Source organism: Mesorhizobium sp. WSM4306, from assembly GCF_007003975.1.
Classification (GTDB): Bacteria; Pseudomonadota; Alphaproteobacteria; order Rhizobiales; family Rhizobiaceae; genus Mesorhizobium.
On sequence record NZ_VFTC01000001.1, the window covers coordinates 107,077 to 131,983 of the forward strand.

The 24,907-nt window shown below is 62.5% G+C and carries 27 protein-coding genes; 16 read left to right on the forward strand and 11 right to left on the reverse strand.

The window, feature by feature from the left end; all coding sequences use genetic code 11:
- Window positions 1-107 precede the first annotated feature (107 nt).
- The 3 genes from FJV77_RS00615 to FJV77_RS00625 all read left to right on the forward strand — a co-directional run bounded on the left by FJV77_RS00615 (window position 108) and on the right by FJV77_RS00625 (window position 1,045).
- A complete protein-coding gene (locus FJV77_RS00615; protein WP_142864945.1) occupies window positions 108-422 on the forward strand; it encodes an SH3 domain-containing protein in 315 nt (104 codons plus the stop codon).
- 62 nt (window positions 423-484) lie between these two features.
- Entirely contained in the window at window positions 485-763 is a 279-nt protein-coding gene (locus FJV77_RS00620; protein ID WP_142865493.1) for a DUF982 domain-containing protein, read from the forward strand.
- Between the two features lie 42 nt (window positions 764-805).
- Window positions 806-1,045, forward strand: coding sequence for a DUF2188 domain-containing protein (locus FJV77_RS00625; protein WP_142864946.1), 240 nt, complete (start codon window positions 806-808; stop codon window positions 1,043-1,045).
- 24 nt (window positions 1,046-1,069) lie between these two features.
- On the opposite strand, the gene FJV77_RS00630 is transcribed toward FJV77_RS00625, so the two are convergent.
- Window positions 1,070-2,044, reverse strand: coding sequence for an alpha/beta fold hydrolase (locus tag FJV77_RS00630; RefSeq protein WP_142864947.1), 975 nt, complete (start codon window positions 2,042-2,044; stop codon window positions 1,070-1,072).
- Between the two features lie 170 nt (window positions 2,045-2,214).
- Between FJV77_RS00630 and FJV77_RS00635 the strand changes: the two genes are divergently transcribed.
- Together FJV77_RS00635 and FJV77_RS00640 are read left to right on the forward strand one after the other, a co-directional pair.
- Window positions 2,215-2,955: a competence/damage-inducible protein A gene (locus FJV77_RS00635; RefSeq protein ID WP_142864948.1), complete on the forward strand. Its 741-nt coding sequence runs from the start codon at window positions 2,215-2,217 to the stop codon at window positions 2,953-2,955.
- Between the two features lie 99 nt (window positions 2,956-3,054).
- Window positions 3,055-3,888 (forward strand): universal stress protein, encoded by an 834-nt coding sequence (locus tag FJV77_RS00640; RefSeq protein WP_142864949.1) that lies wholly within the window; start codon window positions 3,055-3,057, stop codon window positions 3,886-3,888.
- 10 nt (window positions 3,889-3,898) lie between these two features.
- Here the strand turns inward: FJV77_RS00640 and FJV77_RS00645 are convergent, their stop codons facing one another.
- Window positions 3,899-4,768, reverse strand: a complete 870-nt coding sequence (locus tag FJV77_RS00645) for a LysR substrate-binding domain-containing protein (RefSeq protein WP_185970160.1) — start codon at window positions 4,766-4,768, stop codon at window positions 3,899-3,901.
- Between the two features lie 213 nt (window positions 4,769-4,981).
- Here FJV77_RS00645 and FJV77_RS00650 point away from each other — a divergent pair, with 213 nt between their 5' ends.
- The 6 genes from FJV77_RS00650 to FJV77_RS00675 all read left to right on the forward strand — a co-directional run bounded on the left by FJV77_RS00650 (window position 4,982) and on the right by FJV77_RS00675 (window position 9,111).
- On the forward strand, window positions 4,982-6,385 hold the full coding sequence (locus tag FJV77_RS00650) for a pyridoxal-dependent decarboxylase (protein ID WP_142864951.1): 1,404 nt from the start codon (window positions 4,982-4,984) through the stop codon (window positions 6,383-6,385).
- A 102-nt stretch (window positions 6,386-6,487) separates the two neighbouring features.
- Window positions 6,488-6,988: a xanthine phosphoribosyltransferase gene (gene gpt / locus FJV77_RS00655; protein ID WP_112567259.1), complete on the forward strand. Its 501-nt coding sequence runs from the start codon at window positions 6,488-6,490 to the stop codon at window positions 6,986-6,988.
- A 203-nt stretch (window positions 6,989-7,191) separates the two neighbouring features.
- A complete protein-coding gene (locus FJV77_RS00660; protein ID WP_142864952.1) occupies window positions 7,192-7,689 on the forward strand; it encodes an NUDIX hydrolase in 498 nt (165 codons plus the stop codon).
- Window positions 7,690-7,895: 206 nt separating this feature from the next.
- Entirely contained in the window at window positions 7,896-8,216 is a 321-nt protein-coding gene (locus tag FJV77_RS00665; protein ID WP_142864953.1) for a helix-turn-helix domain-containing protein, read from the forward strand.
- Window positions 8,213-8,677, forward strand: a complete 465-nt coding sequence (locus FJV77_RS00670) for an SRPBCC family protein (RefSeq protein ID WP_142864954.1) — start codon at window positions 8,213-8,215, stop codon at window positions 8,675-8,677. Before FJV77_RS00665 ends, FJV77_RS00670 begins: the two co-directional genes overlap by 4 nt.
- A 20-nt stretch (window positions 8,678-8,697) precedes the next feature.
- The gene (locus FJV77_RS00675; protein WP_142864955.1) at window positions 8,698-9,111 is read left to right on the forward strand and encodes a GFA family protein; all 414 of its coding nucleotides are present in this window, start codon (window positions 8,698-8,700) and stop codon (window positions 9,109-9,111) included.
- Window positions 9,112-9,162: 51 nt separating this feature from the next.
- Here FJV77_RS00675 and FJV77_RS00680 read toward each other — a convergent pair whose 3' ends face one another.
- From FJV77_RS00680 to FJV77_RS00695, 4 genes are all read right to left on the reverse strand, one after another.
- Entirely contained in the window at window positions 9,163-10,968 is a 1,806-nt protein-coding gene (locus tag FJV77_RS00680; protein ID WP_142864956.1) for an ABC transporter ATP-binding protein, read from the reverse strand.
- A gap of 390 nt (window positions 10,969-11,358) precedes the next feature.
- A complete protein-coding gene (locus tag FJV77_RS00685) occupies window positions 11,359-11,769 on the reverse strand; it encodes a GNAT family N-acetyltransferase (protein ID WP_142864957.1) in 411 nt (136 codons plus the stop codon).
- 143 nt (window positions 11,770-11,912) lie between these two features.
- Window positions 11,913-13,595 (reverse strand): NAD+ synthase, encoded by a 1,683-nt coding sequence (locus tag FJV77_RS00690; protein ID WP_142864958.1) that lies wholly within the window; start codon window positions 13,593-13,595, stop codon window positions 11,913-11,915.
- A gap of 75 nt (window positions 13,596-13,670) precedes the next feature.
- Window positions 13,671-14,384, reverse strand: coding sequence for a DNA-3-methyladenine glycosylase I (locus FJV77_RS00695; protein WP_142864959.1), 714 nt, complete (start codon window positions 14,382-14,384; stop codon window positions 13,671-13,673).
- A 100-nt stretch (window positions 14,385-14,484) separates the two neighbouring features.
- Between FJV77_RS00695 and FJV77_RS00700 the strand changes: the two genes are divergently transcribed.
- Complete coding sequence (locus FJV77_RS00700; RefSeq protein ID WP_142864960.1) at window positions 14,485-15,048, forward strand: DUF1003 domain-containing protein; 564 nt, start codon at window positions 14,485-14,487, stop codon at window positions 15,046-15,048.
- Window positions 15,045-15,650 (forward strand): DedA family protein, encoded by a 606-nt coding sequence (locus FJV77_RS00705; protein WP_142864961.1) that lies wholly within the window; start codon window positions 15,045-15,047, stop codon window positions 15,648-15,650. The genes FJV77_RS00700 and FJV77_RS00705 overlap by 4 nt, the downstream gene beginning before the upstream one ends.
- 3 nt (window positions 15,651-15,653) lie before the next feature.
- Here FJV77_RS00705 and FJV77_RS00710 read toward each other — a convergent pair whose 3' ends face one another.
- The 3 genes from FJV77_RS00710 to FJV77_RS00720 all read right to left on the reverse strand — a co-directional run bounded on the left by FJV77_RS00710 (window position 15,654) and on the right by FJV77_RS00720 (window position 17,144).
- Window positions 15,654-16,247: a hemerythrin domain-containing protein gene (locus FJV77_RS00710; protein ID WP_142864962.1), complete on the reverse strand. Its 594-nt coding sequence runs from the start codon at window positions 16,245-16,247 to the stop codon at window positions 15,654-15,656.
- Window positions 16,248-16,286: 39 nt separating this feature from the next.
- Window positions 16,287-16,646 carry a diacylglycerol kinase gene (locus FJV77_RS00715; RefSeq protein WP_142864963.1) on the reverse strand — a complete coding sequence of 120 codons (360 nt, stop codon included), beginning with the start codon at window positions 16,644-16,646 and terminating at the stop codon, window positions 16,287-16,289.
- Between the two features lie 78 nt (window positions 16,647-16,724).
- Window positions 16,725-17,144, reverse strand: coding sequence for a GFA family protein (locus FJV77_RS00720; RefSeq protein WP_142864964.1), 420 nt, complete (start codon window positions 17,142-17,144; stop codon window positions 16,725-16,727).
- Window positions 17,145-17,491: 347 nt separating this feature from the next.
- Between FJV77_RS00720 and FJV77_RS00725 the strand changes: the two genes are divergently transcribed.
- The 3 genes from FJV77_RS00725 (at window position 17,492) to FJV77_RS00735 (ending at window position 19,781) form a co-directional block, all read left to right on the forward strand.
- Complete coding sequence (locus FJV77_RS00725; RefSeq protein WP_142864965.1) at window positions 17,492-18,562, forward strand: GGDEF domain-containing protein; 1,071 nt, start codon at window positions 17,492-17,494, stop codon at window positions 18,560-18,562.
- Window positions 18,563-18,667: 105 nt separating this feature from the next.
- A complete protein-coding gene (locus FJV77_RS00730; RefSeq protein ID WP_142864966.1) occupies window positions 18,668-19,051 on the forward strand; it encodes an MbcA/ParS/Xre antitoxin family protein in 384 nt (127 codons plus the stop codon).
- Window positions 19,011-19,781 (forward strand): RES family NAD+ phosphorylase, encoded by a 771-nt coding sequence (locus FJV77_RS00735; RefSeq protein WP_142864967.1) that lies wholly within the window; start codon window positions 19,011-19,013, stop codon window positions 19,779-19,781. The genes FJV77_RS00730 and FJV77_RS00735 overlap by 41 nt, the downstream gene beginning before the upstream one ends.
- Window positions 19,782-19,836: 55 nt before the next feature.
- Here FJV77_RS00735 and FJV77_RS00740 read toward each other — a convergent pair whose 3' ends face one another.
- Entirely contained in the window at window positions 19,837-21,210 is a 1,374-nt protein-coding gene (locus FJV77_RS00740; protein WP_142864968.1) for a 3-deoxy-7-phosphoheptulonate synthase class II, read from the reverse strand.
- 133 nt (window positions 21,211-21,343) lie between these two features.
- Window positions 21,344-24,841: a transcription-repair coupling factor gene (gene mfd / locus FJV77_RS00745; RefSeq protein WP_142864969.1), complete on the reverse strand. Its 3,498-nt coding sequence runs from the start codon at window positions 24,839-24,841 to the stop codon at window positions 21,344-21,346.
- Window positions 24,842-24,907: the final 66 nt, after the last annotated feature.

The window sequence follows — 24,907 nt, forward strand, 5'->3', positions numbered from 1 at the left end:
GCGCAAAAACGCATCCGCTGGACAGGTTGCCGCAGCTTCGCTTTAATCCGCCCCGCAATAGTCCCTGGGGGTAAGGCCGCCTTGGCGGCTGGGTTGGGAGCAAAGTCATGGCATCAAGGGCAATCTATCCCGCGGCCGCCGCTCTGGTGGTCGCGCTGTCGTTCGCTGCGTCATCTCCGGTTGGCGCGCAATATTGCGAAGGTACGGTGCATGGCCTGTCCAGGCACTACGATCTGGATACGGGCAGCGGGTTTCTCGCCGTTCGGGTGCGGCCGAACTCGTCGTCGCGCATGATCGGCCAGCTGTTCAACGGCGATCACACCGAAATCTTCGACCGCCGCGGCAACTGGTACCAGATCGACTTCAAGGGCCGGACAGGCTGGACCAATGCACGCTGGCTGCGCAACGATTGCGGCTACTGAGACGTTTGGGCGCAGGCTCACTGCCACTTTTGCAACCAAATTGGCTGCTTTGCGTTGCGGCCATCATGGATAGCAAACCTTTTGAAACGCCCGTCGTGGTCGAACTCGGCCACGTCGGCAAATACCGCCAGATCCGCAGCGCCCAGGAAGCGGCGGAGTGCCTGATGACGGTCTGGCCGCTCAATCGGGGCCCGCGCCATCGTGATGCTCTCGACACTTGCCTCAAAGTGCTGGAAGGTTATCGTTCGACGGCCGATGCGCGCCGGGCGTTGATCGAAGCGGCCAAGGAATCGGAAGTGCTGGTTCCTGAAGACCGGCTGCCCGACGCCAAATTGCATTGAAGAACGGGCCGCGTTGAACGAACGGACGAACCGGAGGATTCCATGGCGAAGCTGACGTACCAGATCGTCGAGCATGACGGGGGTTGGGCCTACAAGGTCGGTTCGACATACTCGGAGACATTCCCCACCCATCAGGACGCGCTGCGCGCCGCCGAGATCGCCTCGGCCGAGCAGCAGGTCGCCGGCACCACGGACGGCATCCAGTATGAGGATGCCGACGGCAAGTGGCACGACGAACTGGCCGATGGCCGCGACCGGCCACAGACCGAAGTTTCCGACTAGTCGCGCCAGCGCGGTCCGACAAGATCAATCCGGGCCTGCGAATGCCCGCTCGGCGACACGCTTGATGAAGGCGATGACGCGGTCCGGCTCGACGAATTGCGGCATATGGCCGAGGCCATCGACGGCCTCGAAATCGAGCCCTCCGATCCTGTCCTTCATCGGCTCTCCATGGGTGCGCATGGCGATGACGCGGTCGGCGCTCCCGAAGAAAATACCGGCCGGCATGGCGATCTCGCCGTAACGCTGCTCAATGCGGCCAAGATCCTCTTCGACCGCCACGAAATCGGTAGAGGTCGCATGGAAATGGCTTGGCCTCAGCCCGAGCCATCCGCCTCCATCGACCATGTAATTGGCGGGAACGGCCTGCGGCGCGAAGATGAACTCCATTGTCGGCCGCTCATATCGGAGGCTCGTCGGTATCGCGACCGTATAGGCCATGATCGAGCGCCACAGGTGCGACCGGATGTAGAGCAGGCCCGCCTTTTCGCGCACGCCGGCTTCCAGATGCGTCAGCGGCGCCAGCAAGGCGATGCCGGAAATCGCCTCGGGATGTTCCACCGCCAGGGTCAGCGCGACGGCGCCGCCCAGTGAGTGCCCGACCACAAGCGGCCTTTCCAGGCCGAGCGTTTCGATGAAGCGCCTGATGATCTCGGCCTGGTCAGGCAAACGGCCTGTCGCTCCTCTCGCCCGCACCGAATGGCCCGATCCCGGCCGAGCGAGCGCGATCAACCGGTAGCCTGGACCGAAGCGGTCAAACAGCGTGTGCCGGAACTGGTGGAGTTGCGCGCCAAGTCCGTGCACGAACACGATCGGCCGCCCCTTGCCCGTTTCGACATAGTGGATGCGGTTGCCGTCGATCTCGACGAACTGTCCGCTGGCCGGCACCAGTCTTTCGGCCTTGGCCGCGATCCACAGCGTCGCTGCGACCAGACAGGCGGCGATGACGAGAGCCAGCAGGAGCAGACCGCCAAGCAGCCATAACAGAATCGATACCAGCATGTTTCACCCGGAGCGGACCGACGCGCACCATCACCCACCGCCAGAAGCACGGCAAGGCAGCCCGCCGGCTTCTGACGGCATTGCCGCCCGTCCCATGTCGCGCTATCTCAGGCAATCTTGTCTGCCCAGGCGACCCGTCTGCCTTGAGGCACCTTCCACCGGAGCCTTCCATGCCCGAAATCGTCACTGCCGCCATGCTCGTCATCGGCGACGAGCTTCTGTCCGGCCGCACCAAGGACAGGAATATCGGCCATCTCGCTGACATCATGACGGCCATCGGCATCGACCTGAAGGAAGTGCGCATCGTTCCCGACGAGGAGGACGAGATTGTCGCGGCGGTGAATGCCGTGCGCGCGCGCTACACCTACGTCTTCACCACCGGCGGGATCGGCCCGACGCATGACGACATCACCGCCGATTCGATCTCCAAGGCCTTTGGCGTGCCCTGCGAATACGACGCCAAGGCCTATGCCATGCTGGGCGAGAGCTATGCCGCGCGCGGCATCGAATACACCGAGGCGCGCAAGCGCATGTCGCGCATGCCGCGCGGTGCCGACCATATCGACAACCCGGTCTCCGTCGCGCCCGGCTTTCGCATCGGCAATGTCCATGTCATGGCCGGCGTGCCGGCAATCTTTCAGGCTATGCTCGACAATGTCGTGCCGACGCTCAAGGCCGGCACCAAGATGCTGTCGGCCACCGTCCAGTGCCCGTTCGGCGAAGGCCTGATCGGCGGTCCCTTGGGCGACATCCAGAAGGCGCATCCCGACACGATCATCGGTTCCTACCCGAAATATGGCGACGGCAAATTCTGGACGGAGCTGGTCGTGCGCGCCCGCAGCCAGGAGGCGCTGGATTCGGCACGCGCGGATGTCGAGGCCATGGTGGCCGGCTTCACCGCCGCCAATTGACCTTGGGGTTCGCAGCCCATCGCCGAGCCGGAACCAAGCGCCGTACTCTGACGTTTTCCCTTGGGCGCATCAGGCGCCGGCAGATTTGAGGGATTTCCGATGCGCTTCAAGACCATCGTCGCCATATTGCAGAACGAACAGGATGCCGAGCGCGTGCTCGACTGCGCCATCCCGCTTGCCGACCGGTTTGAAAGCCATCTCATCGGCATTCATGCCGAAGCGCTGCCCGTTCCCTACACTTCCGCCACCGGCTTTCCCGACACCGAGTTCCTGCAAGTCTCCGCCGACATGAATCGCGAGCGCGCCGAAAAACTGCAGGCGCTTTTCCTCGGACGGATCGAAAAATCCGGCCTTTCCTTTGAATGGCGCAGCCTCGAGAGTTTTTCCGGCGACAGCGCGCTGACCGGCATTTCCAGCGTGCGCGCCGCCGACCTGATCATTGCCGCGCAGCGCGAGACCGGCGGCGACCCGAGCGCCGATGTCGACACGCTGGTTTACGATGCCGGCCGACCGGTGTTGGTGGTGCCGCATGAAGGCCCGCTGGTCACCAGCTTCAAGCATGTGCTGCTGGCCTGGAACGGCAGCAAGGAGGCAGCTCGCGCCGCCTTCGACGCCCTGCCCTTCATCATCGAAGCCGAGAAGACCGATATTCTGGTCATCGATCCGCCGGATACACTGGACGACAATCCGGAGGCCGCCGGCGCGGAGATCGCCGCGGCGCTCTCCCGGCATGGCGCAACCGTCAGCGTTTCGGTGCAGCAGTCGGGCAACGCCTCGGTCGACGACGTCATCCAGACCAGGATCGCTGAAACGGGCGCCGACCTTCTGGTGCTCGGCGCCTACAGTCATTCCTGGCTGCGCCAGCTCCTGTTCGGCGGCGTGACGCGCACCGTGTTGCGCACCGTGCCGGTGGCGGCTTTCCTGTCGCGTTAGCAGGCGAAGGTCAAGAATTCTGGCGCGTAGCAAAATACGCCCGAACATGATCAACGATGGTGGAAGTCATGTCATGCGGCGCGTGAGGACTGAGCCGCAAAACTACGTCATAGTAACCAACAGACGGAAGGCCTTGCTCAGGCCCGAATGGCGTCAGTTCGGCCGACAAGGCTACAATCGGCAACGGCGCAACTGCCAGCCCCGCCATCACCAGCGCGAGCTGGCCTACAAGATTCTCACTTGTACAAACGATCTGATAAGAGATGCCGGCTGCGTCGAGCGCATCGATGGCTGACTTCCGCCAGATGCAACTCGCCGGACCTGCGGCGACCGCCAGCGGACGACGGAGATGGGCGGCTCCATGTGCAAGGCCTGCCCACACAAGCCGATCTCTATGGATGGCCGTGTCGGGCCATCCAGCTCGATCGGTCGCGCCCGCTGTCACCAGTGCCACGTCCAGTTCGCCCTCATCCAGCATCCTCGACATCGTGCTGCTCGTGCGGCACATCACGCTGATCTCCACTAGCGGATAGGCCGCTGTGTAGCTGGCGAGAACCGAGGGAAGGAACGCAAAGGCATATTCGTCCGTCATTCCCAGTCGCACCGCGCGCCCGTGCAACAGGCGATTGAACCGCACTATCGCCTCTTCGGCTATTCCAAGAACGCGCCGCGCATAGGTCAGAAGCGCTTCACCTGCTGGCGTCAACATTATGGAGCGCCCCTGATGCACAAAGATCGGCTGTCCGATCTGCGTTTCGAGTCGCTTCATTTGCATGCTGATGGCAGATGGCGTCCTGTGCACTATTCGGGCAGCGCCGACGAAACTGCCTGTGTCGACAACCGCCATCAGGGTACGCAGGAGCGCGTTGTCCAGCCCCAATAGAACACCCGAATCTGGCCGTAAGGGTGCGCGGGTCGACATGAGTGGCAAGCCCCAATTCGCCAATTTCGCTGATGTCTACTGTAAGTCCTTTTCGTTTGTCGGAGCAATCGGCACTGGTCAAACTGAGTAAAACTAACCGCACAACCGGCATGGTGGCCGGCTAGCTGCGTCCCGGTATGTGCAAATACCACCGCTTTGAGGGACCCACTCATGAACACTGCGCTCGATCTCGCCTACCGCGCGGCACGTGCATGGATCGACGGATTGGATGGTCGTTCGGTGGCGGCGACTGCCAGTCTGTCGGATCTCAAGCGATCTTTTGCCGGTCCATTGCCGCCCGATGAGAGCAGTGCCGAGGAAGTTGTCCAAGCACTTGCCAGGGATGCCGGCGTAGGGATGCATGGCAGCGCAGGCGGACGCTTCTTTGCCTGGGTGATTGGCGGCGGGCTGGAATCCGCACTGGCCGCCGACTGGCTCGTAGCCACCTGGGATCAGAACGCCACGGTTTATGCCTCCAGTCCTGCATCCGCAATAATCGAAGAGACTGCGGGCGAATGGATCAAGGAGTTGCTCGACCTGCCGCGCGATGCCTCTTTCGCTTTCACCAGCGGTTGCCAGATGGCGCACATGACCAGCCTTGCGGCTGCGCGGGCGAGCCTGCTCAAGCGCGTCGGGTGGAATGTAGAAGAGGACGGGCTGATTGGTGCGCCCGGGATCAGGGTGCTGACGAGCGACCAGCGGCACGTCACCATAGAGCGCGCGGTGCGCTTTTTGGGAATCGGCCGCAACGCCATTGAACAGCTGAAAACGGACAAGGATGGGTGCGTCTCTCCCGCGGCTCTCGACGCCGCGCTTTCCGGCAGTTCCAAACCGACCATGCTGGTGCTGAATGCCGCCGACCTGAACATCGGCGCCTGTGACGCGTTCAGGGAGTTGGTCCCGATGGCGCATTCAGCCGGCGCCTGGGTTCACATTGACGGTGCATTCGGCCTGTTCGCACGCGCGAGCCGAACCTACCGGCACCTGCTCGACGGTGTGGAACTGGCGGATAGCTGGGCGACCGATGGCCACAAATGGTTGAACGTCCCTTTCGATTGCGGCATCGCTATCATCGCGGACCGGGAGGCGCACCGCACTGCAATGACATCAAGCGCATCCTATGTCCCGCCCACGACAATCGCGCGGGACCAGGCGGACTGGAATCCGGAATATTCTCGCCGAGCGCGCGGCGTTCCCGTCTATGCCGCGCTCAAGGAACTCGGCCGCAACGGCGTGGAGGCTTTGGTGGATCGTTGCTGCACACATTGCGCCAGCATCGTCGAGGGGATTGGTGAACTGCCAGGTGCAGAGATTCTTGCAAGGCCAACGCTTAATCAAGGCCTGCTCAGATTCGCTCGTCCGGGCGCATCGCCCGGGGAAAACGATGTCTTTACCGACGAAACGATCCAAAAAATCAATGCGACAGGCGAAGCTTTCTTCTCCGGCACGACATGGCGTAACCGCCGCGCCATGCGCGTCAGCGTGGTCAACTGGCGTACCTGTGAGCACGACGTACGGCGGGCGATCGCGGCCGCGACTTCTGTGCTGACGTCGGAATTGGCCACGCCCATTTGACTGAAGGTTCTGCCACTTGCCAAGACCAAGGCTTTCCGGCTAATTCCGCCCGCATTCCATCGTGACTGCGCGCGGCTTGCGCGCCCTGCGGAGTGCGCGACCATGTCTCTTCCTGAAAAAGCCTTTCCGGTCTCCTGGGACCAGTTCCACCGCGACGCCCGTGCGCTCGCCTGGCGGCTAGCCGGCGCCAACAAGGGTCAGTGGAAAGCCATCGTCTGCATCACCCGTGGCGGACTGGTTCCCGCCGCCATCATCTCGCGCGAACTTGGCATCCGCGTCATCGAGACGGTCTGCGTGGCCTCCTATCACGACTATACCAGCCAGGGGCAGTTGCAGGTGCTGAAGGAGATCACACCGGCGCTGCTCACCGATGACGGCGTGGGCGTGCTGATCATCGACGACCTCACCGACACCGGCAAAACGGCGGGCATCGTGCGCGCCATGATGCCCAAGGCGCATTTCGCCACCGTCTACGCCAAGCCGAAAGGCAGGCCGCTGGTCGACACCTTCGTCACCGAAGTCAGCCAGGACACCTGGATCTACTTTCCCTGGGACATGGGTTTTACCTACCAGAAGCCGATCGCCGACGATCACGCCGGCTGATTCGCCCCCTTTCTGTTCAGGCGGCCAAACCCGCCCTGTTTGCTATGGAAACGGGCGCCGCAAGACACAATATTCTGTTGAATAGACACCTGTTGGCGAAATTCCACGGGTTGGTGTGACGTTTTTTTACTTTTATGACTTACACTTCGCCGTAAGATTCGTTTGGCGGCAAACGATTCTGAGGGCTGGGGTAGCTTTCTGCGATGTTGACGAAACCAACGACGCACAACCATATGGCCGAAAGGGTCCGGCGACTCTTCGGCACCGCGCCGTGCCGTCTTCAGGTTGCCGCGCTGCCCTGGCGCACCACCGAAAACGGCATCGAAATCATGTTGATCACCAGCCGTGACACCGGCCGCTGGGTGCTGCCCAAGGGCTGGCCCGAGGCCAGGGAACCGCTCTGCGAGGCCGCGGCGCGTGAGGCCGGCGAGGAAGCCGGATTGCGCGGCAAGATCTCGCATTTCGAGGCTGGCCGTTACTTCTACGCCAAGGCATTGGCGTCCGGCGAGGAAGTGCCTTGCGAAGTTCTGGTGTTTCCAATGCAGGTCGAGCGCGTCTCCGACCGCTGGAAGGAAAAGCGCGCGCGCACCCGAAAATGGGTCAACGCGGCCGAGGCCGTGCGCATGATCAACGAGCCGGATCTTTGCCAGATCATCACGCATTTCTGCGCCGATCCCGACAAATTCGTCGCTAGAACCTAGACGCAACTCCACAGCCACCGCAGCATATTCCCAAGCGCCCGCATAGGGGGCTTGCCCATTGATTCCATTCGATGTTTCGCCCGCGGCGCCATCGATCCGACTCCCATCTGACATCGACGGATCCCTCCCCTTCCGGGTTACGATTGGTTGCGAGTTGACATGCAGGTATTTACCTGCATATTATGTCTGCAAGATGAGTGAGACCGATGGACGCCGACAAGGTTTTCAAAGCGCTGGGCGACCCAACACGCAGAAAGCTGCTCGATCTTCTGTGCGAGAAGAACGGACAGACGCTGGGCCAGCTTTGCGAAAACCTCGACATGGCGAGGCAATCCGCGACCCAGCACATCGACTTGTTGGAGGCGGCCAATCTGATCAGCACGGTCAAGCGCGGCCGCGAAAAGCTGCATTTCATCAACCCCGTGCCGCTGCACGAAGTCTACGAGCGGTGGGTGCGCAAATTCGAACGGCAGCGGCTGAGCCTGCTGCACGACCTGAAGCAAGAACTCGAAGGAGACGACCAATGACCCGGGAAACCACCAGTTTTGTCTACGTGACCTATATCCGCTCGACGCCACAAAAGGTGTTCGAGGCCATCACCAAACCAGATATCGCCAAGCGCTACTGGGGCCACGAGAACGTCTCCGACTGGAAACCCGGCTCGAAGTGGGAACATATCCGCGCCAATGACGAGCGCACCGTCGAACTCGTCGGCAAGGTGGTTGAAATCTCGCCGCCGACCCGTCTTGTCATCACCTGGGCCAACGCTTCGCAGGCCGACGATCCGACCAAGCACAGCCGGGTGACGTTCGCCATCGATGAATACGACACCATGGTCAAGCTGACCGTCAGCCATGACGAGCTCGAGGCCGGCAGCGGCATGGCCAAGGGCATCAGCCAAGGCTGGCCGGCGGTGCTGTCCAGCATGAAATCCTTCCTCGAAACCGGCAGCGGCATTGACCTTTTCGCCAAGCCGAAATCGGCCTGACTGCCAGCGGGAGAATCACAATGACCAAGCGCTATACCGGCGGCTGTGCTTGCGGCGCAATCCGTTACGAAACCAGCGACGAGCCCATCTTCCAGAACCACTGCCAATGCAACGATTGCCAGAAGCGCAGCGGCACGGGCCACGGATCCTATCTGACCTTCGGCCAGCGAGCCGATATGGCAATCACCGGCGAGGTGAGCACCTGGCGTATAGCGAGCGCCAGCGGCAACGAAAAGATCCACGCGTTCTGTCCAACCTGCGGAACGCCGGTCTTTCTGATATCCGTTGCCATGCCGGAGCTGATAGCGGTCCACGCGGCCAGCCTTGACGATCCTGGCCAGTTCGATCCGCAGGTGGTCACCTACACCGTCCACGGCTATGCCTGGGACAAGATGGACCCGTCCTTGCAGGCAATCGAGCGAATGCCCGGATGAACCAACGCAGTGCCCTACCCCAATTCCTCGGGATAGGGCTCTGCGTTCAACTCAGATCACCAGGCCTTTGGTCAGCTCCAGCGCCTGGCGCTCGAACAGGCGGCGGTAGATGCCGCCCTTCAGCCGGATCAGCTCGTCATGCGAGCCCTCCTCGACGATCTTGCCGCGGTCGAACACCAAGAGCCTGTCCAGCGCCCGCACCGTCGACAGCCGGTGGGCGATAACCAGCGTCGTGCGGCCGACCATCAGCCGCTCCATCGCCTGCTGGATCAGCACCTCCGATTCCGAATCGAGGCTCGATGTTGCCTCGTCCAGGATCAGGATGCGTGCGTCCGCCAGGAAGGCACGGGCGATCGCCACGCGCTGACGCTCGCCGCCCGACAGTTTCACGCCGCGTTCACCGACCAGCGTGCCGTAACCCTTCGGCAGGCTGCTGATGAAGTCGTGCGCACTGGCGAGCTTGGCGGCATGCTCGATCTCGGCCTGCGTGGCGCTTGGCCGGGCGTAGGCAATGTTTTCCGCCAGCGAGCGGTGGAACAGGATCGGCTCCTGCTGGACGATGGCGATCTGCGCGCGCAGCGACGCCTGTGTCACTTGCGAGATGTCCTGGCCGTCGATCCGGATCCTGCCGCCGCTGACGTCATAGAGACGCTGGATCAGCTTGACGAATGTCGTCTTGCCCGAGCCGGAATGGCCGACCAGTCCGACGCGTTCGCCTGCCGCTATCTCCACCGAAAAGTCGCGGTAGAGCGGCAGGCGATGGCTGCCATAGTGGAAGGTGACGTTGTCGAAGCCGATAGCGCCCTGCGTAATCCGGATCGGCTGGGCGCCCGGCCGGTCCTCGATGCCGAGCGGTACGGACTGGAAGTCGACCAGCTCCTCCATATCGTTGACCGAGCGCTGCAGGTTTCGGATATGCGTGCCGACGTCCCTGAGATAGCCCTGCAGGACAAAGAACGACGTCAGCACGAAGGCGACATCGCCCGCACTTGCCTGCCCCCACGCCCACAGCATCAGCGATAGTCCGATCACCGCCGTCCGCAGCACCAGAAGCATGGCGCCTTGCGTCGTGCCGTTGATGGTGCCGCGCACCCAGGTGCGGCTCGTGCGCGACCGCCATTTGGCGACGACCTTGGCGAGGCGCGTTTCCTCGCGCGTCTCGGCGCCAAAACCCTTGACCACGGCGTTGCAGCTCACCGCATCGGCGAGCGAGCCGCCAAGCCGCGTATCCCAACTGTTGGCGAGCCGTGCCGCGGGCGCGACATAGCCGAGCGACAGCATCGCCGTCACCATGATGAACAGCACCGAGCCGGCCGCGACCACCAGCCCCATCGCCGGCCAAAACCAGCCGAGCAGCAGCGTCGAGCCGACCAGCATGGCGACCGACGGCAGCAGCGCAATCAGGATCGTGTCGTTGAGCAGGTCGAGCGCCCACATGCCGCGCGTGACCTTGCGCACCGTTGATCCGGCAAAACTGTTGGCGTGCCAGTCGGTCGAAAAGCGCTGTACGCGGTGGAAAGCGTCGGCGGCGATATCGGCCATCATCTTGAGCGTCAGGTCGACGAGGCCCATGAAGGCGAGGTTGCGCACCACCAGACCAGCCAGCGCCAGACCAATGAGCGCAAAGAAAGCCGCTACCGCTCCGTTCCAGGCGATGTCGTCGGCCGCGGCACCGCTGGCAACGGCATCGACCAGCCGCCCGGAATAGAGCGGCGTCAGGACGTCGGCTATGGTGGACAGCAGAAAGCCGCCCATGACCAGCGAAAGCCGCCAGGGCTGGCGCCGCCAATGGCTGAACGTAAATCCAAGAACGCTGCGAAACGCGCTTGCGCGCAGATCGATTAGAAAAAGAGCCATGATGTCTTCCGGGCGCAAAAATGCCCGGTCCCGGTAAGGTCGAAAAATTGAAGACCGCGCTGGGCAATTCGCCCGGAGGTGCGGAGGTTCGGCATAGGTGGCGGCGCGCCCTGGATATCGGGTGGCGACCGGCATCGGCAGAAGCCTGTACTCGACCCGGCATCGGCGCGAAGGGCAAACCTTCGCCGAACGCCGGCAGAGACCTAGGCTTCGCGGCCTCGCACTACCATGTGAAATACTGCCATTCGGACCTCCCGCAAGACAATTGCGGAGCGGTCCTTATAGAGACGCCATGACGGATCGCCAAGACCGGGGCGCGCGGCAAAGCCTATCTGGTCCAACCAGTGAGGTTATTTTGCAACAACAGGCGGCCAAGCCCTCGCCTGTGCCTCATTCCGGGTTGCGATCGAGGCGCACGTAGCGGCCATCCGTCGATGCCTTGAAACCCAGCTTCTCATAAACGCTGTGCGCGTCACTGGTCGACAGGCTCCAGTGCGAGACCAGGCTGAGCTCAGGGTGATCGATGAGCGCTCGCACCAGCTGCAAGCCAATGCCTCGGCCGCGATGCTGCGGCCAGATGATGATGTCGGCGAGATGGGCAAACACCGTACGGTCGGTGATGGCCCGGCCAAAACCAACCTCATCCCCATCGATATAGGCGCCGGCGCAAAGCGAGTTGGCAAAGGCGCGGCGATGAAACGCATCGCTGCGGCCGTTGCCCCAGTAGCTCGCCATCAACAGGTCTGAGGTCGTCCGAAAATCGATCCGTGACATGTCGAAGCTGATTTCACAGTCGGGCATGGTGCCTCGCAAAGACTAGGGGGCCCAACGTCCCGTCCGGTCGATGACTGCCCAGCCTGCCGTGCCAGAAGCTGATGCCGCGCGCGGAGCTTGCCGTTCTTGAAGCATGCAGTCCGCAAAGGTTAATCAATGGAATCAGATATTTAACCGCGATCCCTGAAACGGTTGGTGATGGGATAGCGGCGGTCGCGGCCAAAATTCTTCCGGGTGATCTTCACGCCGGGCGCCGCCTGCCGGCGTTTGTATTCGGCAATGTAGAGCAAATGTTCGACGCGCGTTACCGTCGCCCGGTCGTGGCCGCGTGCGACGATGTCGTCGACGCCCATCTCGTGCTCGACCAGGCATTCCAGAATGTCGTCCAGCACCGGATAGGGCGGCAGCGAATCCTGGTCGGTCTGGTTCTCGCGCAATTCCGCCGACGGCGCCTTGTCGATGATGTTTTTCGGGATCACCTCGCCCGACGGCCCGAGCGCGCCCGGCGGCACATGGCTGTTGCGCCAGCGCGACAGCGCATAGACCTGCATCTTGTAGAGGTCTTTTATCGGATTGAAGCCGCCATTCATGTCGCCATAAAGCGTGGCGTAGCCGACCGACATCTCGCTCTTGTTGCCGGTGGTGACCACCATCGAGCCGAACTTGTTGGAGATCGCCATCAGGATGGTGCCACGCGCGCGGCTTTGCAGATTCTCCTCGGTGATGCCTTCCTTGGTGCCTTCGAAGAGCTGCGTCAGAGCATGCAAAAAGCCTTCGACCGGTTCGAATATCGGCACGATGTCATAGCGACAGCCAAGCGCGCGGGCGCAGTCCTCGGCGTCCTTCAGCGAATCCTTCGAAGTATAGCGGTAGGGCATCATCACCGCGCGTAGCCGCTCCTCGCCGAGCGCATCAACGGCCAAGGCGGCGCAGATCGCCGAATCGATGCCGCCGGACAGGCCGAGCACGACGTTCTTGAAGCCGTTCTTGTTGACGTAGTCGCGCAGGCCCAGCATGCAGGCGCGGTAATCCGCTTCCTCGCGCTCGGGGATTTTCGACATCGGCCCTTCCGAGCAGACCCAGCCGGCATCCGTTCGCTTCCAGGTGGCGACGTCGACTGTCTCCTCGAACTGGCTCATCTGGAAAGCCAGCGTCTTGTCGGCGCCGATCGCAAAAGAAGCGCCGTCGAAGATCAACTCATCCTGACCGCCGATCTGATTGGCATAGATCATCGGCAAACCGGTTTCGATGACCTGGCGGATAACGACCTGATGGCGGACGTCCATCTTGGCGCGGAAGTAGGGCGAGCCGTTCGGCACCAAGAGGATTTCGGCGCCGCTTTCGGCTAAGGTTTCACAGATGCCGACGTCGCCCCAGATGTCCTCGCAGATCGGAATTCCGATGCGCACACCACGGAAGTTGACCGGTCCCTGAGCCTCGGGTCCGGCCTGGAAGACGCGCTTCTCGTCAAACTCTCCATAGTTGGGCAAATCGAGCTTGTAGCGCTCGGCCAGGATCTTGCCGCCATCGGCGAAGATGATCGAATTGTGGGTGCCGCTCTTGCGCTTCAGCGGCGTCCCGATAATGACGCCCGGCCCGCCATCGGCGGTGTCGTTGGCGAAGTCTTGCGCAGCCTTTTCGCAAACCTTGAGGAAGGCCGGCTTCAGCACCAGATCCTCGGGCGGATAACCGGCAAGGAAAAGCTCGGTGAAGAGCACGATGTCGGCGCCCTGGCGGGCCGCATCCGCCCTCGCCTCGCGCGCCTTGGCAAGGTTGCCGGCGACATCGCCGACCGTGGGGTTGAGCTGAGCGACAGCGATGCGCAGAATATCGGGGGTGGTCTTCTTGGTCATGCCTGCGGTTTAGCGCGGCAAAATTGCCCGGGCAATGGCGTTCGTTTGGACCAATCCAGACTGAAACGTGGTGGCCTACTCGCCCATATATTCGCGCAGCGCCTCCGGCGAATGGTTCTCGCCAATCGACATCGCCAGGATGCGCGAAATGTGGCGGCGCGGCAGGCCGGTCTCTTCAGCCCATTGGTTGATCTGCGCCTGGATCTTGTCGAGATCCCTCTTCGACGTCGGGCTTTCGGCGATGTCGAGGCCGGCATCGCGCAAGGCAGCTGCCATATCGGCCGAGATGACGAAGGCGTCCCATTCCAGCCAGCGCAGGAAATACTGGCCGGTGTTGCCGCCGAGCCGGCTGCCATGCTTGCCGAGATACGCCATCAGCCCGACCTGGTCGTCGGCCGGCCACTCAGCCAGGAACTTGCCGAAGCCGCCATGCTCCTTCGACACGCGCTCGACGAGGGCGGCGTTGTCGCGCACCGACTTGATCTTCTGCGGATTGCGCACGATGCGCTTGTCGGCCGTCAGATCGTGCCAGAAATCGTCGGGCTGGAACAACAGCCGCTTCGGCTCGAAATGCAGGAACGCCTCCTCGAATCCAGGCCATTTCTGCTCGATGACGCGCCAGACGAAGCCGGCGGCAAACACCCGCTCGGCCATTGTCGACAGGATGCGGTCATCGGTGACTTTGGCCACCGCGGCATTGTCGGGCAAAGGACCGAGCAGCGATTTCAGCACCGCGTCGCCGCCTTTGCGTTTTGCTGCACGGGCACGAATCCTGTGGAAATCAGCCATTGGCACCCTGATTTACTGTCGGTGGACGCGGCAATCTACCACTTCCCGTTCGCGCCGGTAGCCTCTAGGTCTAAGCCAGACGCAGACCATGGAGGCGACCATGCATAAGACCGTGCCAGAACTGGCCAACCGCTGGCTGAGGCGAACGCCTGAGACCCTCAGCGAACTCGAGCGGCGGGTGTTGCAGAGCACCGTCGACCGCAAGCCGATCTCTCACGATATCAACGACAGTCTCGCCGGTCTTCAGGGGGCTGGCGAGCGTATCGCCGATGCCATCGCCCGCATTGGCGGCTCGTGGACATTTATCCTGTCCTTCATCGCTTTTCTGGTTTTGTGGATCGGCGCCAATTGGTGGCTGCTGGGACGGGACTCGTTCGATCCCTACCCCTTCATCTTCCTCAATCTTGTGCTGTCGATGATCGCCGCCTTGCAAGCGCCGGTGATCATGATGTCGCAGAACCGCCAGGCCGCGCGCGACCGCATCGACGCCGCGCACGACTATGAGGTCAACCTCAAGGCCGAGATCGAAATCATGGCGCTGCACGAAAAGCTGGACGAGCTGCGTCACAGCCAGATCATCGGCGTGCGTGAGGACATAGCGCGCCTGGCTGAACAGGTGAGCCGCATCGACGAAAGACTGTCGGGCCGGCAAACGTCTCAATGACCGAGATCGTCCATCGCCTCATCGAGCAGTACGGCCTGATCGCGGTTTTCCTGGGCTGTGTCGCCGAAGGCGAAAGTGCGGCCATCCTCGGCGGCTTCTTCGCCCATCAGCATGTCTTCGTCCTCTGGAAGGCTTTTCTTGCGGCCGCCATTGGCGCCTTCGTCGGCGACACGTTTTTCTTCGTCCTCGGCCGCAGCTTTGCCGACCATCCCAGGGTGCTGAAACTGAAGGCGCGGCCCGGCTTCAACCACGCCTACCGCCTGGTCTCGTCGCATCCCAACATCTTCGTGTTGTCCAACCGCTACATCTATGGTCTGCGCCTAGTCGGCGGCATCGCGGCCGGCTTCGCCAGCATATCGGTTCCGCGCTTCGTCATCCTCAACGCCATCTCGTCGCTGGTCTGGGCAGCCTTGTTCTGCGGCATCGGCTATGTCTTCGGCCTCGGCACCGAGCAGATGGTCGGCAAGGCACTGCTCCATCACGAAAGGTTGCTGATCGCCCTCGGCATTGGGCTCGCCGTCGCCATCCTTGCCTGGCTCATCGCCCGCACCGTCGCCGGCAAGGAGCGCGCCAAGGACGCTCGCGAGAGCAAAGCCGGCTGAAGCTCAGTCGTCGTCCTCGACCAAAGCGCGGTCGCCACGGTCGAGGATCAGCGGGATGATCAAATCCTCCTCGTCGGCAAGATGCCGTTTCAGCATGGCGATCAGCCGGCTGTTCTCGTCGGCATAGGCATCGGCGGCGAAGCGCTGTTTGTCCTCGCTCTCCTCAAGCGTGCGGATGAAGGCGTTCGCGGTCTCGGCATTGCGCTCCAGCCCGTCATGGATGGTGTGGTGATCGGCATCGAGTATGTCAAAGCCCCGCTTCAGACGCGGCTCGGCCTTGGCGAAAGCCGGGAAATATTGATAGTCCTCGACATTGTGATGGCCGTCGAGATTTCCGAGGAAATGGTTGAGCCGCGGCGCGAACCAGCGCGCGAAATCCGGCGCCATCAGCCGACCTTCACGATAGTCGCCAATGCCATTGGTCAGCATGCCGCCTAACGCGCGGAACATGTCGTGCCGCTGCAGCCACATATTGGCGAGGCCATGGATGTTGGTATGGCCCTGCCAGTTTTCGCGCGGATATTTTTGCACCAGCCAGCGCAGATCGTCCGGCAGGCCGGCACGCTCGAGCAGCAGAGAATTGGCGGGGGCGGTCATGACGGTCTCCTTAGTGACCGACATATGGGAACGGTCAGATCAGATCGGTAGTCCCGTGATGCGCTCGATGACGGCGATGCCCCAGACGCCGGCGACGATCACAACCGAAATCAGCACCGCCAGCGAACCGCAATCCTTGGCCAGCTGGATGTCGACGTTGAACTCGCGGCTGAAGGCATCGCAGGCCGCCTCGATGCCGGTATTCAGCACCTCGACCATGATCAAAAGCAGCACGGCGCCGATCAAGAGCGCGTAGCCGCGCCACGACACCGAGACGAACCAACCGAGCGGCAGCGCCAGCACCAGCAGCATCAATTCCTGCTGGAACGCCTTTTCGCTGGCGGCGAGCTTGCGAAAAGCCCGCACCGAATTGAAGAAAGCATCGATCAGCCGCTGCATCGCCCGCATCCCCTTCGAATCACCGGCAGGGGATAACGCAATGGCTGGATCAAGGGAATAAGGTAGCAGCGGCAAAAATCACTCGTCCGCAACCTTGATCGCCGGCGTCGACTTCTCGAACTGCGGCAACCCATCGTCGATCGTGTAGTAGTCGCCCTTGTCGCCGACGAAGATGTGGCATTCGCCCTCGAGCCCGGTCGGATTGTCGAACGATCCGGCCAGAACCGAGACATAGGCATCCTGACCAGGCTTCCAGAACAGCACCGAGCCACATGTCTTGCAGAAACCACGTCTGGCAAAGGAAGACGCTTCGTACCAGGTGATGTTATCGGTGCCGGTTACGGTGATGTCGCCATCCGCGACGTTGGTCGCGGCGTAAAAATGCCCGCTCTGCTTGCGGCACTGCGAGCAGTGGCAATAGATCACGCCGCGCAACGGGCCTTGCGTCTGGAAACGCACTGCTCCGCACAGGCAAGATCCGCTGTGGTTGTTGCTCATCCCTGCCCTCCACTGACCATCGTTCACGGCTTCGCCGCCTCTCGCGAGGATTTCAGTTTTGCGAGAGCCAGGCACGAGCAAATGCGACACGGTATGGACGTGTTCGGACTTCCTCCTCAGGACGGTCGCAAGGCGTTGCTGCAGCCTGAGGTAGAATAGTCGCGTTACCTAGCGGCACATTAAGGAAACTTTAGCGCCAGCGCATTTATGGTCGTTGCCAAGCGAAGCTCGCGATTGGGGACGCGTCCTTCGTAAGATGGATCCGAAATACGGCTGGTTCTCCCCCGGTCGGCGACATCTCGCACGCGCAAGTCTGCGATGGTTCCCAGGGGTAGAGTGAACAGAACATGCAGCCGGCAGCCGCCCAGACCGACCGAAACAGCGACATTGCAACAGCCGTTGTGACGACCATGCGCCAGCTCGGCGTGCTTGGTCTTCCGCGCAATTACGAGATCTTCTATGAAGCGCTGAAAGGCACCAATCGCGAACTCAGCCTTGCCGTCGTGGCGCTCGGCAACCGGCCGACGCAGGATGATCTCGACCGCATCGGCCGCGCCTTCTTTGCCCAGCACCATGGTCCCGGCATTGTCGAGCAGGCGCGCGACGTGTTGGCCAGGGAACTTGAGGACATCGCCTTGCTGCTGCGAAGCGAACGCAGCCATATCGAGAAATACGGCAAGATCCTCGACGAGACGTCGAGCGGGCTGGCCAATCGCAGCCTGCTTTCGCAGGATCTGCTGCAGAAGGTCGCCAACGCCATGGCGGTCGCCACCAATTCGACCCTCGACCATGGCAGGCAGGTTGCCACCACGCTCAGCGACAAGACGGCGGAACTGGAGAGCGTCAAGTCGAAGCTCGAGGAGTACAAGCGGCTCGCCGACACCGATCCCTTGACCCATATCTGGAACCGCCGCGCCTTCGACAAGCAAATCACCGGGATTTACACCTCCAACAGGGGCATCCTGTTCAACGCGCTGATTCTTGCCGACATCGACCATTTCAAGGACATCAACGACCGCTACGGCCACCCGGTCGGTGACAAGATCATCCAGATCATCGCCGAAATCTTCCAGACCAGCATCCGTGAAGACATGTTCGTTGCCCGCACCGGCGGCGAGGAATTCGCGCTGATCATCGAGGGCGCCAGCGAGGATACCACCTACGAGATCGCCGAACGCATCCGCGTGTTGATCGAACAGACACCCTTCACCAGCAGCCAGACCGGCACCAATTACGGCACGGTGACCGTTTCCATGGGCATCTGCATGGCTTCCGAGGCCGAAGGCCCGGAAGATCTCTACACCAAGGCGGATCGAGCGCTCTACCGCTCCAAGGTCGGCGGGCGCAACCGCGTCACCAGGCATTCGACAATGGCCGGCCGCACCGGCAAGAACTGGCTGCTCTACAAGAAAGACTGACGCTTCTGCGCACAGCCTATTCGCGGACGTAGGCAAATTTATCGGGCACGACCTCTTTCCATATGAATTTTCATGGCCTATATTTTCCATGGAAAGAGAGAGGCCATGTCTGTTTCACAACCCAATTCTGTCGCAAAGACGGCCGAAAACGCGGTTCTGACCAAGGCCACGCTGCGCGCCGCCGAGCTTATGGATATTACCGCCAGGACGCTGGCGTCGATCATCGGCGTCTCGGAAGCTACGGTTTCGCGCATGCGCAGGCAGGAATTCCTGCTCGAGCGCGGCACCAAGCCGTTCGAGCTCGCGGTGCTGTTCGTGCGGCTGTTCCGTTCGCTCGACGCCATTGTCGGCGGTGACGAGACGATAGCCCGGGCATGGCTGAAGAACACCAACACGGCGTTCGACGGCAGCCCGCTTGAAAAGATCCTGACCATCACCGGGCTTGTCGATGTCATTGCCTATCTGGACTCCCGACGGGCTCTCGTCTGAAGCCGTACGGCTCGACGGCAAATACTGGCGCATGGTCGAGGCGCAGCACCGCGTCTCGACGCTGAAAGTCGTCGACACGCTGGACGAACAGGCGCTGCTCGAGGATCTGATCGAGGAGACCAAGCCGCAGATCCCCATGGAATGCCGGCATCTCCACTATCTCTTGGCAACGCCATTTCGCTACGGCTCGATCTACCCTTACGGCTCGCGCTTCCGCCGCGCCGGCCGCACCCTGGGCGTCTATTACGCGGCGGAGACGATCATGACCGCCGTCGCCGAAATGGCCTTCTATCGCTTGCTGTTCTTTGCCGATTCGCCCGACACGCCATGGCCGCATGACGCCGCCGAATACACCGCCTTCGCCGCCGCGATCCGCACCGACAAGGCTGTCGACCTGACGCGGCCACCGCTTGACCGCGACCAGACTCAGTGGACGCATCCGACCGACTATGCCGCCTGCCAGGCGATTGCCGACGTTACGCGCGAGGCCGGGCTGGAGGCGATCCGCTACCGCTCGGCGCGTGATCCCAAAGGCGCCAACGTGGCGCTGCTGACTTGCCGCGGCTTTGCCAAGGCCAAGCCGCTGGAGCCGCACACCTGGCGCATCCGGCTCGGCTCGTTCGGCGTGCAGGCCATCTGTGAGTTTCCGGAAAGGCGCATCGAGTTTTCCAGAACCGCTTTCGCCAATGATCCCCGGCTCAACGGATTGCGCTGGGAACGCGGCCGTTGACCAACAAAAAAGCGCCGGATTTCGCCGGCGCTTTTTCTCTTCAACCTGCAACAGTTCAGCCGTTGACGGCCTGCTTGTGCTGGACCGGATGGCTCTTCTTCAACAGATCCGACACCAGGAATGCCAGCTCGATCGCCTGGTCGGCATTGAGGCGCGGGTCGCAATGGGTGTGATAGCGGTCCTGCAGTTCCTCGGCCGTGATGGCACGCGCGCCGCCGGTGCATTCGGTGACGTTCTTGCCGGTCATCTCGACATGGATGCCGCCGGGATGCGTGCCTTCGGCGCGATGCACCTCGAAGAAGGTCTGCACTTCCTTGAGGATGCGGTCGAACGGCCGCGTCTTGTAGCCGGCGGCCTCGATCGTGTTGCCATGCATCGGATCGGACGACCAGACGACGCTGCGGCCTTCTTTCTGCACCGCGCGCACCAGCTTCGGCAGATGGTCGGCGACCTTGTCGGAACCGAAGCGGGCGATCAGCGTCAGCCGGCCCGGCTCGTTCTCCGGATTGAGCAGATCGATCAGCTCCAGCAGGCCGTCCGGCGTCAGCGACGGGCCGCATTTCAAGCCGAGTGGGTTCTTGATGCCACGGCAATATTCGACATGGGCATGGTCGGGCTGGCGCGTGCGGTCGCCGATCCAGATCATGTGGCCCGACGTGGCGTACCAGTCGCCAGAGGTCGAATCGACGCGGGTCAGCGCCTCTTCATAACCGAGCAGCAGCGCTTCGTGACTGGTGTAGAAATCGGTCTCGCGCAGCGCGAAATTGGTTTCGGACGTAATGCCGACCGCGCGCATGAAATCCATCGTCTCGGTGATGCGGTTGGCGAGCTTGCCATATTTCTCGCCCTGCGGGCTGTCGGAGACGAACCCCAGCATCCAGCTATGCACGTTCTCCAGGCTGGCATAGCCGCCCTGGGCGAAGGCGCGCAACAAGTTGAGCGTTGCCGCTGACTGGCGGTAAGCCATCTCCTGGCGGGCCGGGTCGGGAATGCGCGACTTCGGGTCGAACTCGATGCCGTTAATGATGTCGCCGCGATAGCTCGGCAGCGTCACCTCGCCCTTGGTCTCGTTGTCGGACGAGCGCGGCTTGGCGAACTGGCCGGCAACGCGGCCGACCTTCACCACCGGCTGCGCGCCGGCGAAGGTCAGCACCACCGACATCTGCAGGAAGACGCGGAAGAAGTCGCGGATATTGTCCGCGCCATGCTCGGCGAAGCTCTCGGCGCAATCGCCGCCCTGGAGAAGGAATGCGTCACCGGCAGCGACAGAAGCAAGCTGCTTCTTCAGCTTGCGCGCCTCACCGGCAAAAACCAGCGGCGGAAAGGTGGCGAGCTGGGCTTCCGTGTTCTTCAGCGCGACAAGATCCGGATAGGCAGGAACCTGCTTGATCGGCTTTGCTCTCCAAGAATTCGGCGACCATTTCGTCATCGCTGCACCCAAACGCTCTTTCCAGCGAGCTGTTGCCCGCCATTCCCGCCCCATATGGGGATCGCGGCTCCATACACGAAGCCGATTTCCTATTCTAGACCGGAATTCAAGCGCTGGCGAATGCGCCAGCAGGCTACGCCGCCTTCTCCACCAGCCGCGCCAGCTGCGTCATGACGACCGCCGAGCCCGCCAGACGCTTCTCGGCAGTTGGCCAGTCGCGAATGAAGACCACGCTATGGTCGGCCCGGATTTTGGCCAGCGAGCCCTGCTCGCCGATATATTTGACCAGGCCGACCGGGTTGGAGAATTCGCGCTTGCGGAAGTGGATGACGACGCCCTTGGGGCCGGCATCCAGCTTTTCGACATTGGCCTTGCGGCAGAGCGCCTTGATGAAGACGATCTTGAGCAGATGCTTCACCTCCTCAGGCAGCGGGCCAAAGCGGTCGATCAGCTCGGCGCCGAAGGCATCGATCTCCTCGGTGTTTTCGAGGTCGCCAAGGCGGCGATAAAGCGCAAGCCTGAGCTGCAGGTCCGGAACATAGCTTTCCGGGATCATGACCGCCGTGCCGACGGCGATCTGCGGCGACCAGCCGCCATCCTGGACTTCGCCGGAATCCTTCACCTCGGCCACAGCCTCCTCCAGCATCTGCTGGTAGAGTTCAAAGCCGACCTCCTTGATGTGGCCGGACTGTTCTTCGCCGAGCAGATTGCCGGCGCCTCGGATGTCGAGGTCGTGGCTGGCGAGCTGGAAGCCGGCGCCGAGCGTGTCCAGCGACTGCAGCACCTTAAGCCGGCGCTCGGCCGTGTCGGTGAGCTTGCGGTTGGCCGGCAGCGTGAACAGCGCGTACGCCCGCACCTTGGAGCGGCCGACACGGCCGCGCAGCTGGTAGAGTTGCGACAGGCCGAACATGTCGGCGCGGTGGATGATCAGCGTGTTGGCGGTCGGGATGTCGAGTCCGGATTCGACGATGGTGGTCGACAACAGAACGTCATACTGGCCGTCATAGAAGGCGTTCATGATGTCGTCGAGCTCGCCGGGCGGCATCTGACCATGCGCCACCGCCACCTTCAGCTCAGGCACGGATTCCCTCAGGAAATCATGGATTTCGGCGAGATCGCTGATGCGCGGAACGACGTAGAAAGAATGCCCGCCGCGATAACGCTCGCGCAGCAGCGTTTCGCGGATCACCAACGGATCGAAGGGCGAGATGAAGGTGCGCACCGCCATGCGGTCGACCGGCGGCGTGGCGATCAGCGACAGTTCGCGCACGCCGGTCAAGGCGAGCTGCAAGGTGCGCGGGATCGGCGTCGCCGACAGCGTCAGCACGTGGACGTCGGTCTTCAAATCCTTCAGCCGCTCCTTGTGCTTGACGCCAAAGTGCTGCTCCTCGTCGATGATCAAGAGGCCGAGATTTTTGAACGAGATCGCCGAGCCCAGCAGCGCATGGGTGCCAATGACGATGTCGACCTGGCCCTCGGCGATGCCTTTCTTGGTTTCCGCCAATTCCTTGGCGCCGACCAGACGTGAGGCTTGGGCGACGCGGATCGGCAGGCCGGAGAAGCGCTGCGAAAACGTCTTGAAATGCTGACGCGACAGAAGCGTCGTCGGCACGACGACCGCAACCTGGAACCCTTCCATCGCCGCGATGAAGGCGGCGCGTAGTGCCACTTCCGTCTTGCCGAAGCCGACATCGCCGCAGATCAGCCGGTCCATCGGCTTGCCGGCGCCGAGATCGTCAATGACGGAATCGATCGCACCCTGCTGGTCGTCGGTCTCCTCATAGGGGAAGCGCGCCGAGAATTCGCCGTACAGCCCTTCCGCCGGCACCATGGGCGGGGCCAAGCGCATCTGCCGCTCTGCGGCGATACGGATCAGCTGCCCCGCCATGTCAAGCAGCCGTTTCTTCAGCCGCGCCTTGCGCGACTGCCAGGCGCCGCCGCCGAGCTTGTCCAACGAGGCTTCGGCTGAATCGGAGCCATAGCGCGACAGAAGCTCGATGTTTTCCACCGGCAGGAACAGCCGGTCGTCGCCGGCATAGTGGATTTCCAGACAGTCATGCGGTGCGCCGACCGCCTCGATGGTGCGCAGGCCGATGAAGCGGCCGATGCCGTGGTCGGCATGGACGACGATGTCTCCGGCCGACAGCGACGATGCCTCGGCGATGAAATCGGAAGCACGCTTCTTGCGCTTCGAGCGCCGGATCAGCCGGTCGCCGAGAATGTCCTGCTCGGCGACGACGACCAGCCGTTCGGTCTCGAAGCCGGATTCCAATGGCAGCACCGCAAGTGCGGCCTGCCCCGGCTCGAGTTTTTCCGCCTCGGCCAGCGTCGCCACCGGCACCAGATTGCCGAGGTGATGTTCGGCCAGGATCTGGCCGAGCCGGTCGAGCGAGCCTTCGGTCCAGCCTGCGACGATGACGCGGCGGCGCGCCGCGCGCTCGTTGGCAATGTGTTTTACAACGACGTCGAAGACGTTGGCGTTGGGATCGGCGCGCTCCTCGGCAAAGGAACGGCCATGGCGCGAACCGGCGTGAAAGACCTTTTTGCCGCCGACATCGGGCGCATCGAAGACGGTGAAATCAATGTCTTCGCGTGATCCGAGAGACGCCTTGAGGTTCTCCGGCGAGAGATAAAGCAGGTCCGGCGCTACCGGCTTGTAAGGCACGGCGTCTTTCAGCGCGGCGTCGGCCTGTTTGCGGCGGGCCTCATAGTGGTCAAGGATCAGCGTGTGGCGTTCGGCCAGCGCCTCGTGCGCCAGATGGTCGAAAACCACGGGCGCATCGGGCAGATAGTCGAACACCGTCTCCAGCCGCTCGTAAAACAGCGGCAACCAGTGCTCCATGCCGGCAAAGCGCCGCCCTTCGCTCACTGCGGCATAAAGCCCGTCGTCGCGCTGCGGCGCGCCAAAGGCCTCGATATAGGAGCGGCGAAAGCGGCTGATGGTTTCGGGCGTCAGCGCCACTTCGCTCATCGCCTGCAGCGCCATGGATTTGCGCTGGCCGGTGGTGCGCTGGGTGGCGGCGTCGAAGACGCGGATCGATTCCAGCGTGTCGCCGAAGAAATCCAGCCGTAGCGCCTCCGTCCAGCCGGGCGCGTAAAGGTCGAGGATGCCGCCGCGCACCGCGAACTCGCCGACGCCGCGCACCGTCGGCACCCGCTCGAAGCCGGAAATCTCCAGCCGCGAAACCAGCGCGTTCATGTCGATCTGATTGCCGGGCCTGGCATGGAAGGTCTGCGCTTCGACAAGGTCCGCCGGCGGAATACGCTGCAACAACGCATTGGCGGTGGTCAGGATCACCGCGCGATGCGGCTTCTTCGCCAGCGCGATCATCGCCGTCAGCGCATCGAGCCGCTTGGCGGCGGCATCCGAGCCGGGCGACACGCGGTCGTAGGGCAAACAGTCCCAGGCCGGCAATTCCAGCACCGGCAGGCCGGGCGCGGCAAAGGTCAGTGCTTCCGTGATCGCCGGCAGGCGCTGGCCGTCGCGCGCCACGAACAGCACAGGCTTGTCGGGCGCGATCTCATGGATCGCCTGCACCAGCGCGAAGGCTTCGTAGCCGTCGGCGACGCCATCGACGATGAACTGGCCGGCACGGCCTTTCGGCAGACCGATTTTGGGAATGAGGCTCATGATTGCACGGTCTTGGTTGTCGCAATTCCGGACGGAAAACCGCTTCGCACTTTTCCTGGAATTGCT

Excerpts from the sequence above, each read along its gene's own strand:
- FJV77_RS00615 (WP_142864945.1), top strand. The coding sequence starts at position 108 with ATGGCATCAAGGGCAATCTATCCCGCGGCCGCCGCTCTGGTGGTCGCG.
- FJV77_RS00625 (WP_142864946.1), top strand. The coding sequence starts at position 806 with ATGGCGAAGCTGACGTACCAGATCGTCGAGCATGACGGGGGTTGGGCC.
- FJV77_RS00630 (WP_142864947.1), bottom strand. The coding sequence starts at position 2,044 with ATGCTGGTATCGATTCTGTTATGGCTGCTTGGCGGTCTGCTCCTGCTG.
- FJV77_RS00635 (WP_142864948.1), top strand. The coding sequence starts at position 2,215 with ATGCCCGAAATCGTCACTGCCGCCATGCTCGTCATCGGCGACGAGCTT.
- FJV77_RS00640 (WP_142864949.1), top strand. The coding sequence starts at position 3,055 with ATGCGCTTCAAGACCATCGTCGCCATATTGCAGAACGAACAGGATGCC.
- FJV77_RS00650 (WP_142864951.1), top strand. The coding sequence starts at position 4,982 with ATGAACACTGCGCTCGATCTCGCCTACCGCGCGGCACGTGCATGGATC.
- gpt (WP_112567259.1), top strand. The coding sequence starts at position 6,488 with ATGTCTCTTCCTGAAAAAGCCTTTCCGGTCTCCTGGGACCAGTTCCAC.
- FJV77_RS00660 (WP_142864952.1), top strand. The coding sequence starts at position 7,192 with ATGTTGACGAAACCAACGACGCACAACCATATGGCCGAAAGGGTCCGG.
- FJV77_RS00665 (WP_142864953.1), top strand. The coding sequence starts at position 7,896 with ATGGACGCCGACAAGGTTTTCAAAGCGCTGGGCGACCCAACACGCAGA.
- FJV77_RS00670 (WP_142864954.1), top strand. The coding sequence starts at position 8,213 with ATGACCCGGGAAACCACCAGTTTTGTCTACGTGACCTATATCCGCTCG.
- FJV77_RS00675 (WP_142864955.1), top strand. The coding sequence starts at position 8,698 with ATGACCAAGCGCTATACCGGCGGCTGTGCTTGCGGCGCAATCCGTTAC.
- FJV77_RS00680 (WP_142864956.1), bottom strand. The coding sequence starts at position 10,968 with ATGGCTCTTTTTCTAATCGATCTGCGCGCAAGCGCGTTTCGCAGCGTT.
- FJV77_RS00685 (WP_142864957.1), bottom strand. The coding sequence starts at position 11,769 with ATGCCCGACTGTGAAATCAGCTTCGACATGTCACGGATCGATTTTCGG.
- FJV77_RS00690 (WP_142864958.1), bottom strand. The coding sequence starts at position 13,595 with ATGACCAAGAAGACCACCCCCGATATTCTGCGCATCGCTGTCGCTCAG.
- FJV77_RS00695 (WP_142864959.1), bottom strand. The coding sequence starts at position 14,384 with ATGGCTGATTTCCACAGGATTCGTGCCCGTGCAGCAAAACGCAAAGGC.
- FJV77_RS00700 (WP_142864960.1), top strand. The coding sequence starts at position 14,485 with ATGCATAAGACCGTGCCAGAACTGGCCAACCGCTGGCTGAGGCGAACG.
- FJV77_RS00705 (WP_142864961.1), top strand. The coding sequence starts at position 15,045 with ATGACCGAGATCGTCCATCGCCTCATCGAGCAGTACGGCCTGATCGCG.
- FJV77_RS00710 (WP_142864962.1), bottom strand. The coding sequence starts at position 16,247 with ATGACCGCCCCCGCCAATTCTCTGCTGCTCGAGCGTGCCGGCCTGCCG.
- FJV77_RS00715 (WP_142864963.1), bottom strand. The coding sequence starts at position 16,646 with ATGCAGCGGCTGATCGATGCTTTCTTCAATTCGGTGCGGGCTTTTCGC.
- FJV77_RS00720 (WP_142864964.1), bottom strand. The coding sequence starts at position 17,144 with ATGAGCAACAACCACAGCGGATCTTGCCTGTGCGGAGCAGTGCGTTTC.
- FJV77_RS00725 (WP_142864965.1), top strand. The coding sequence starts at position 17,492 with ATGCAGCCGGCAGCCGCCCAGACCGACCGAAACAGCGACATTGCAACA.
- FJV77_RS00730 (WP_142864966.1), top strand. The coding sequence starts at position 18,668 with ATGTCTGTTTCACAACCCAATTCTGTCGCAAAGACGGCCGAAAACGCG.
- FJV77_RS00735 (WP_142864967.1), top strand. The coding sequence starts at position 19,011 with ATGTCATTGCCTATCTGGACTCCCGACGGGCTCTCGTCTGAAGCCGTA.
- FJV77_RS00740 (WP_142864968.1), bottom strand. The coding sequence starts at position 21,210 with ATGACGAAATGGTCGCCGAATTCTTGGAGAGCAAAGCCGATCAAGCAG.
- mfd (WP_142864969.1), bottom strand. The coding sequence starts at position 24,841 with ATGAGCCTCATTCCCAAAATCGGTCTGCCGAAAGGCCGTGCCGGCCAG.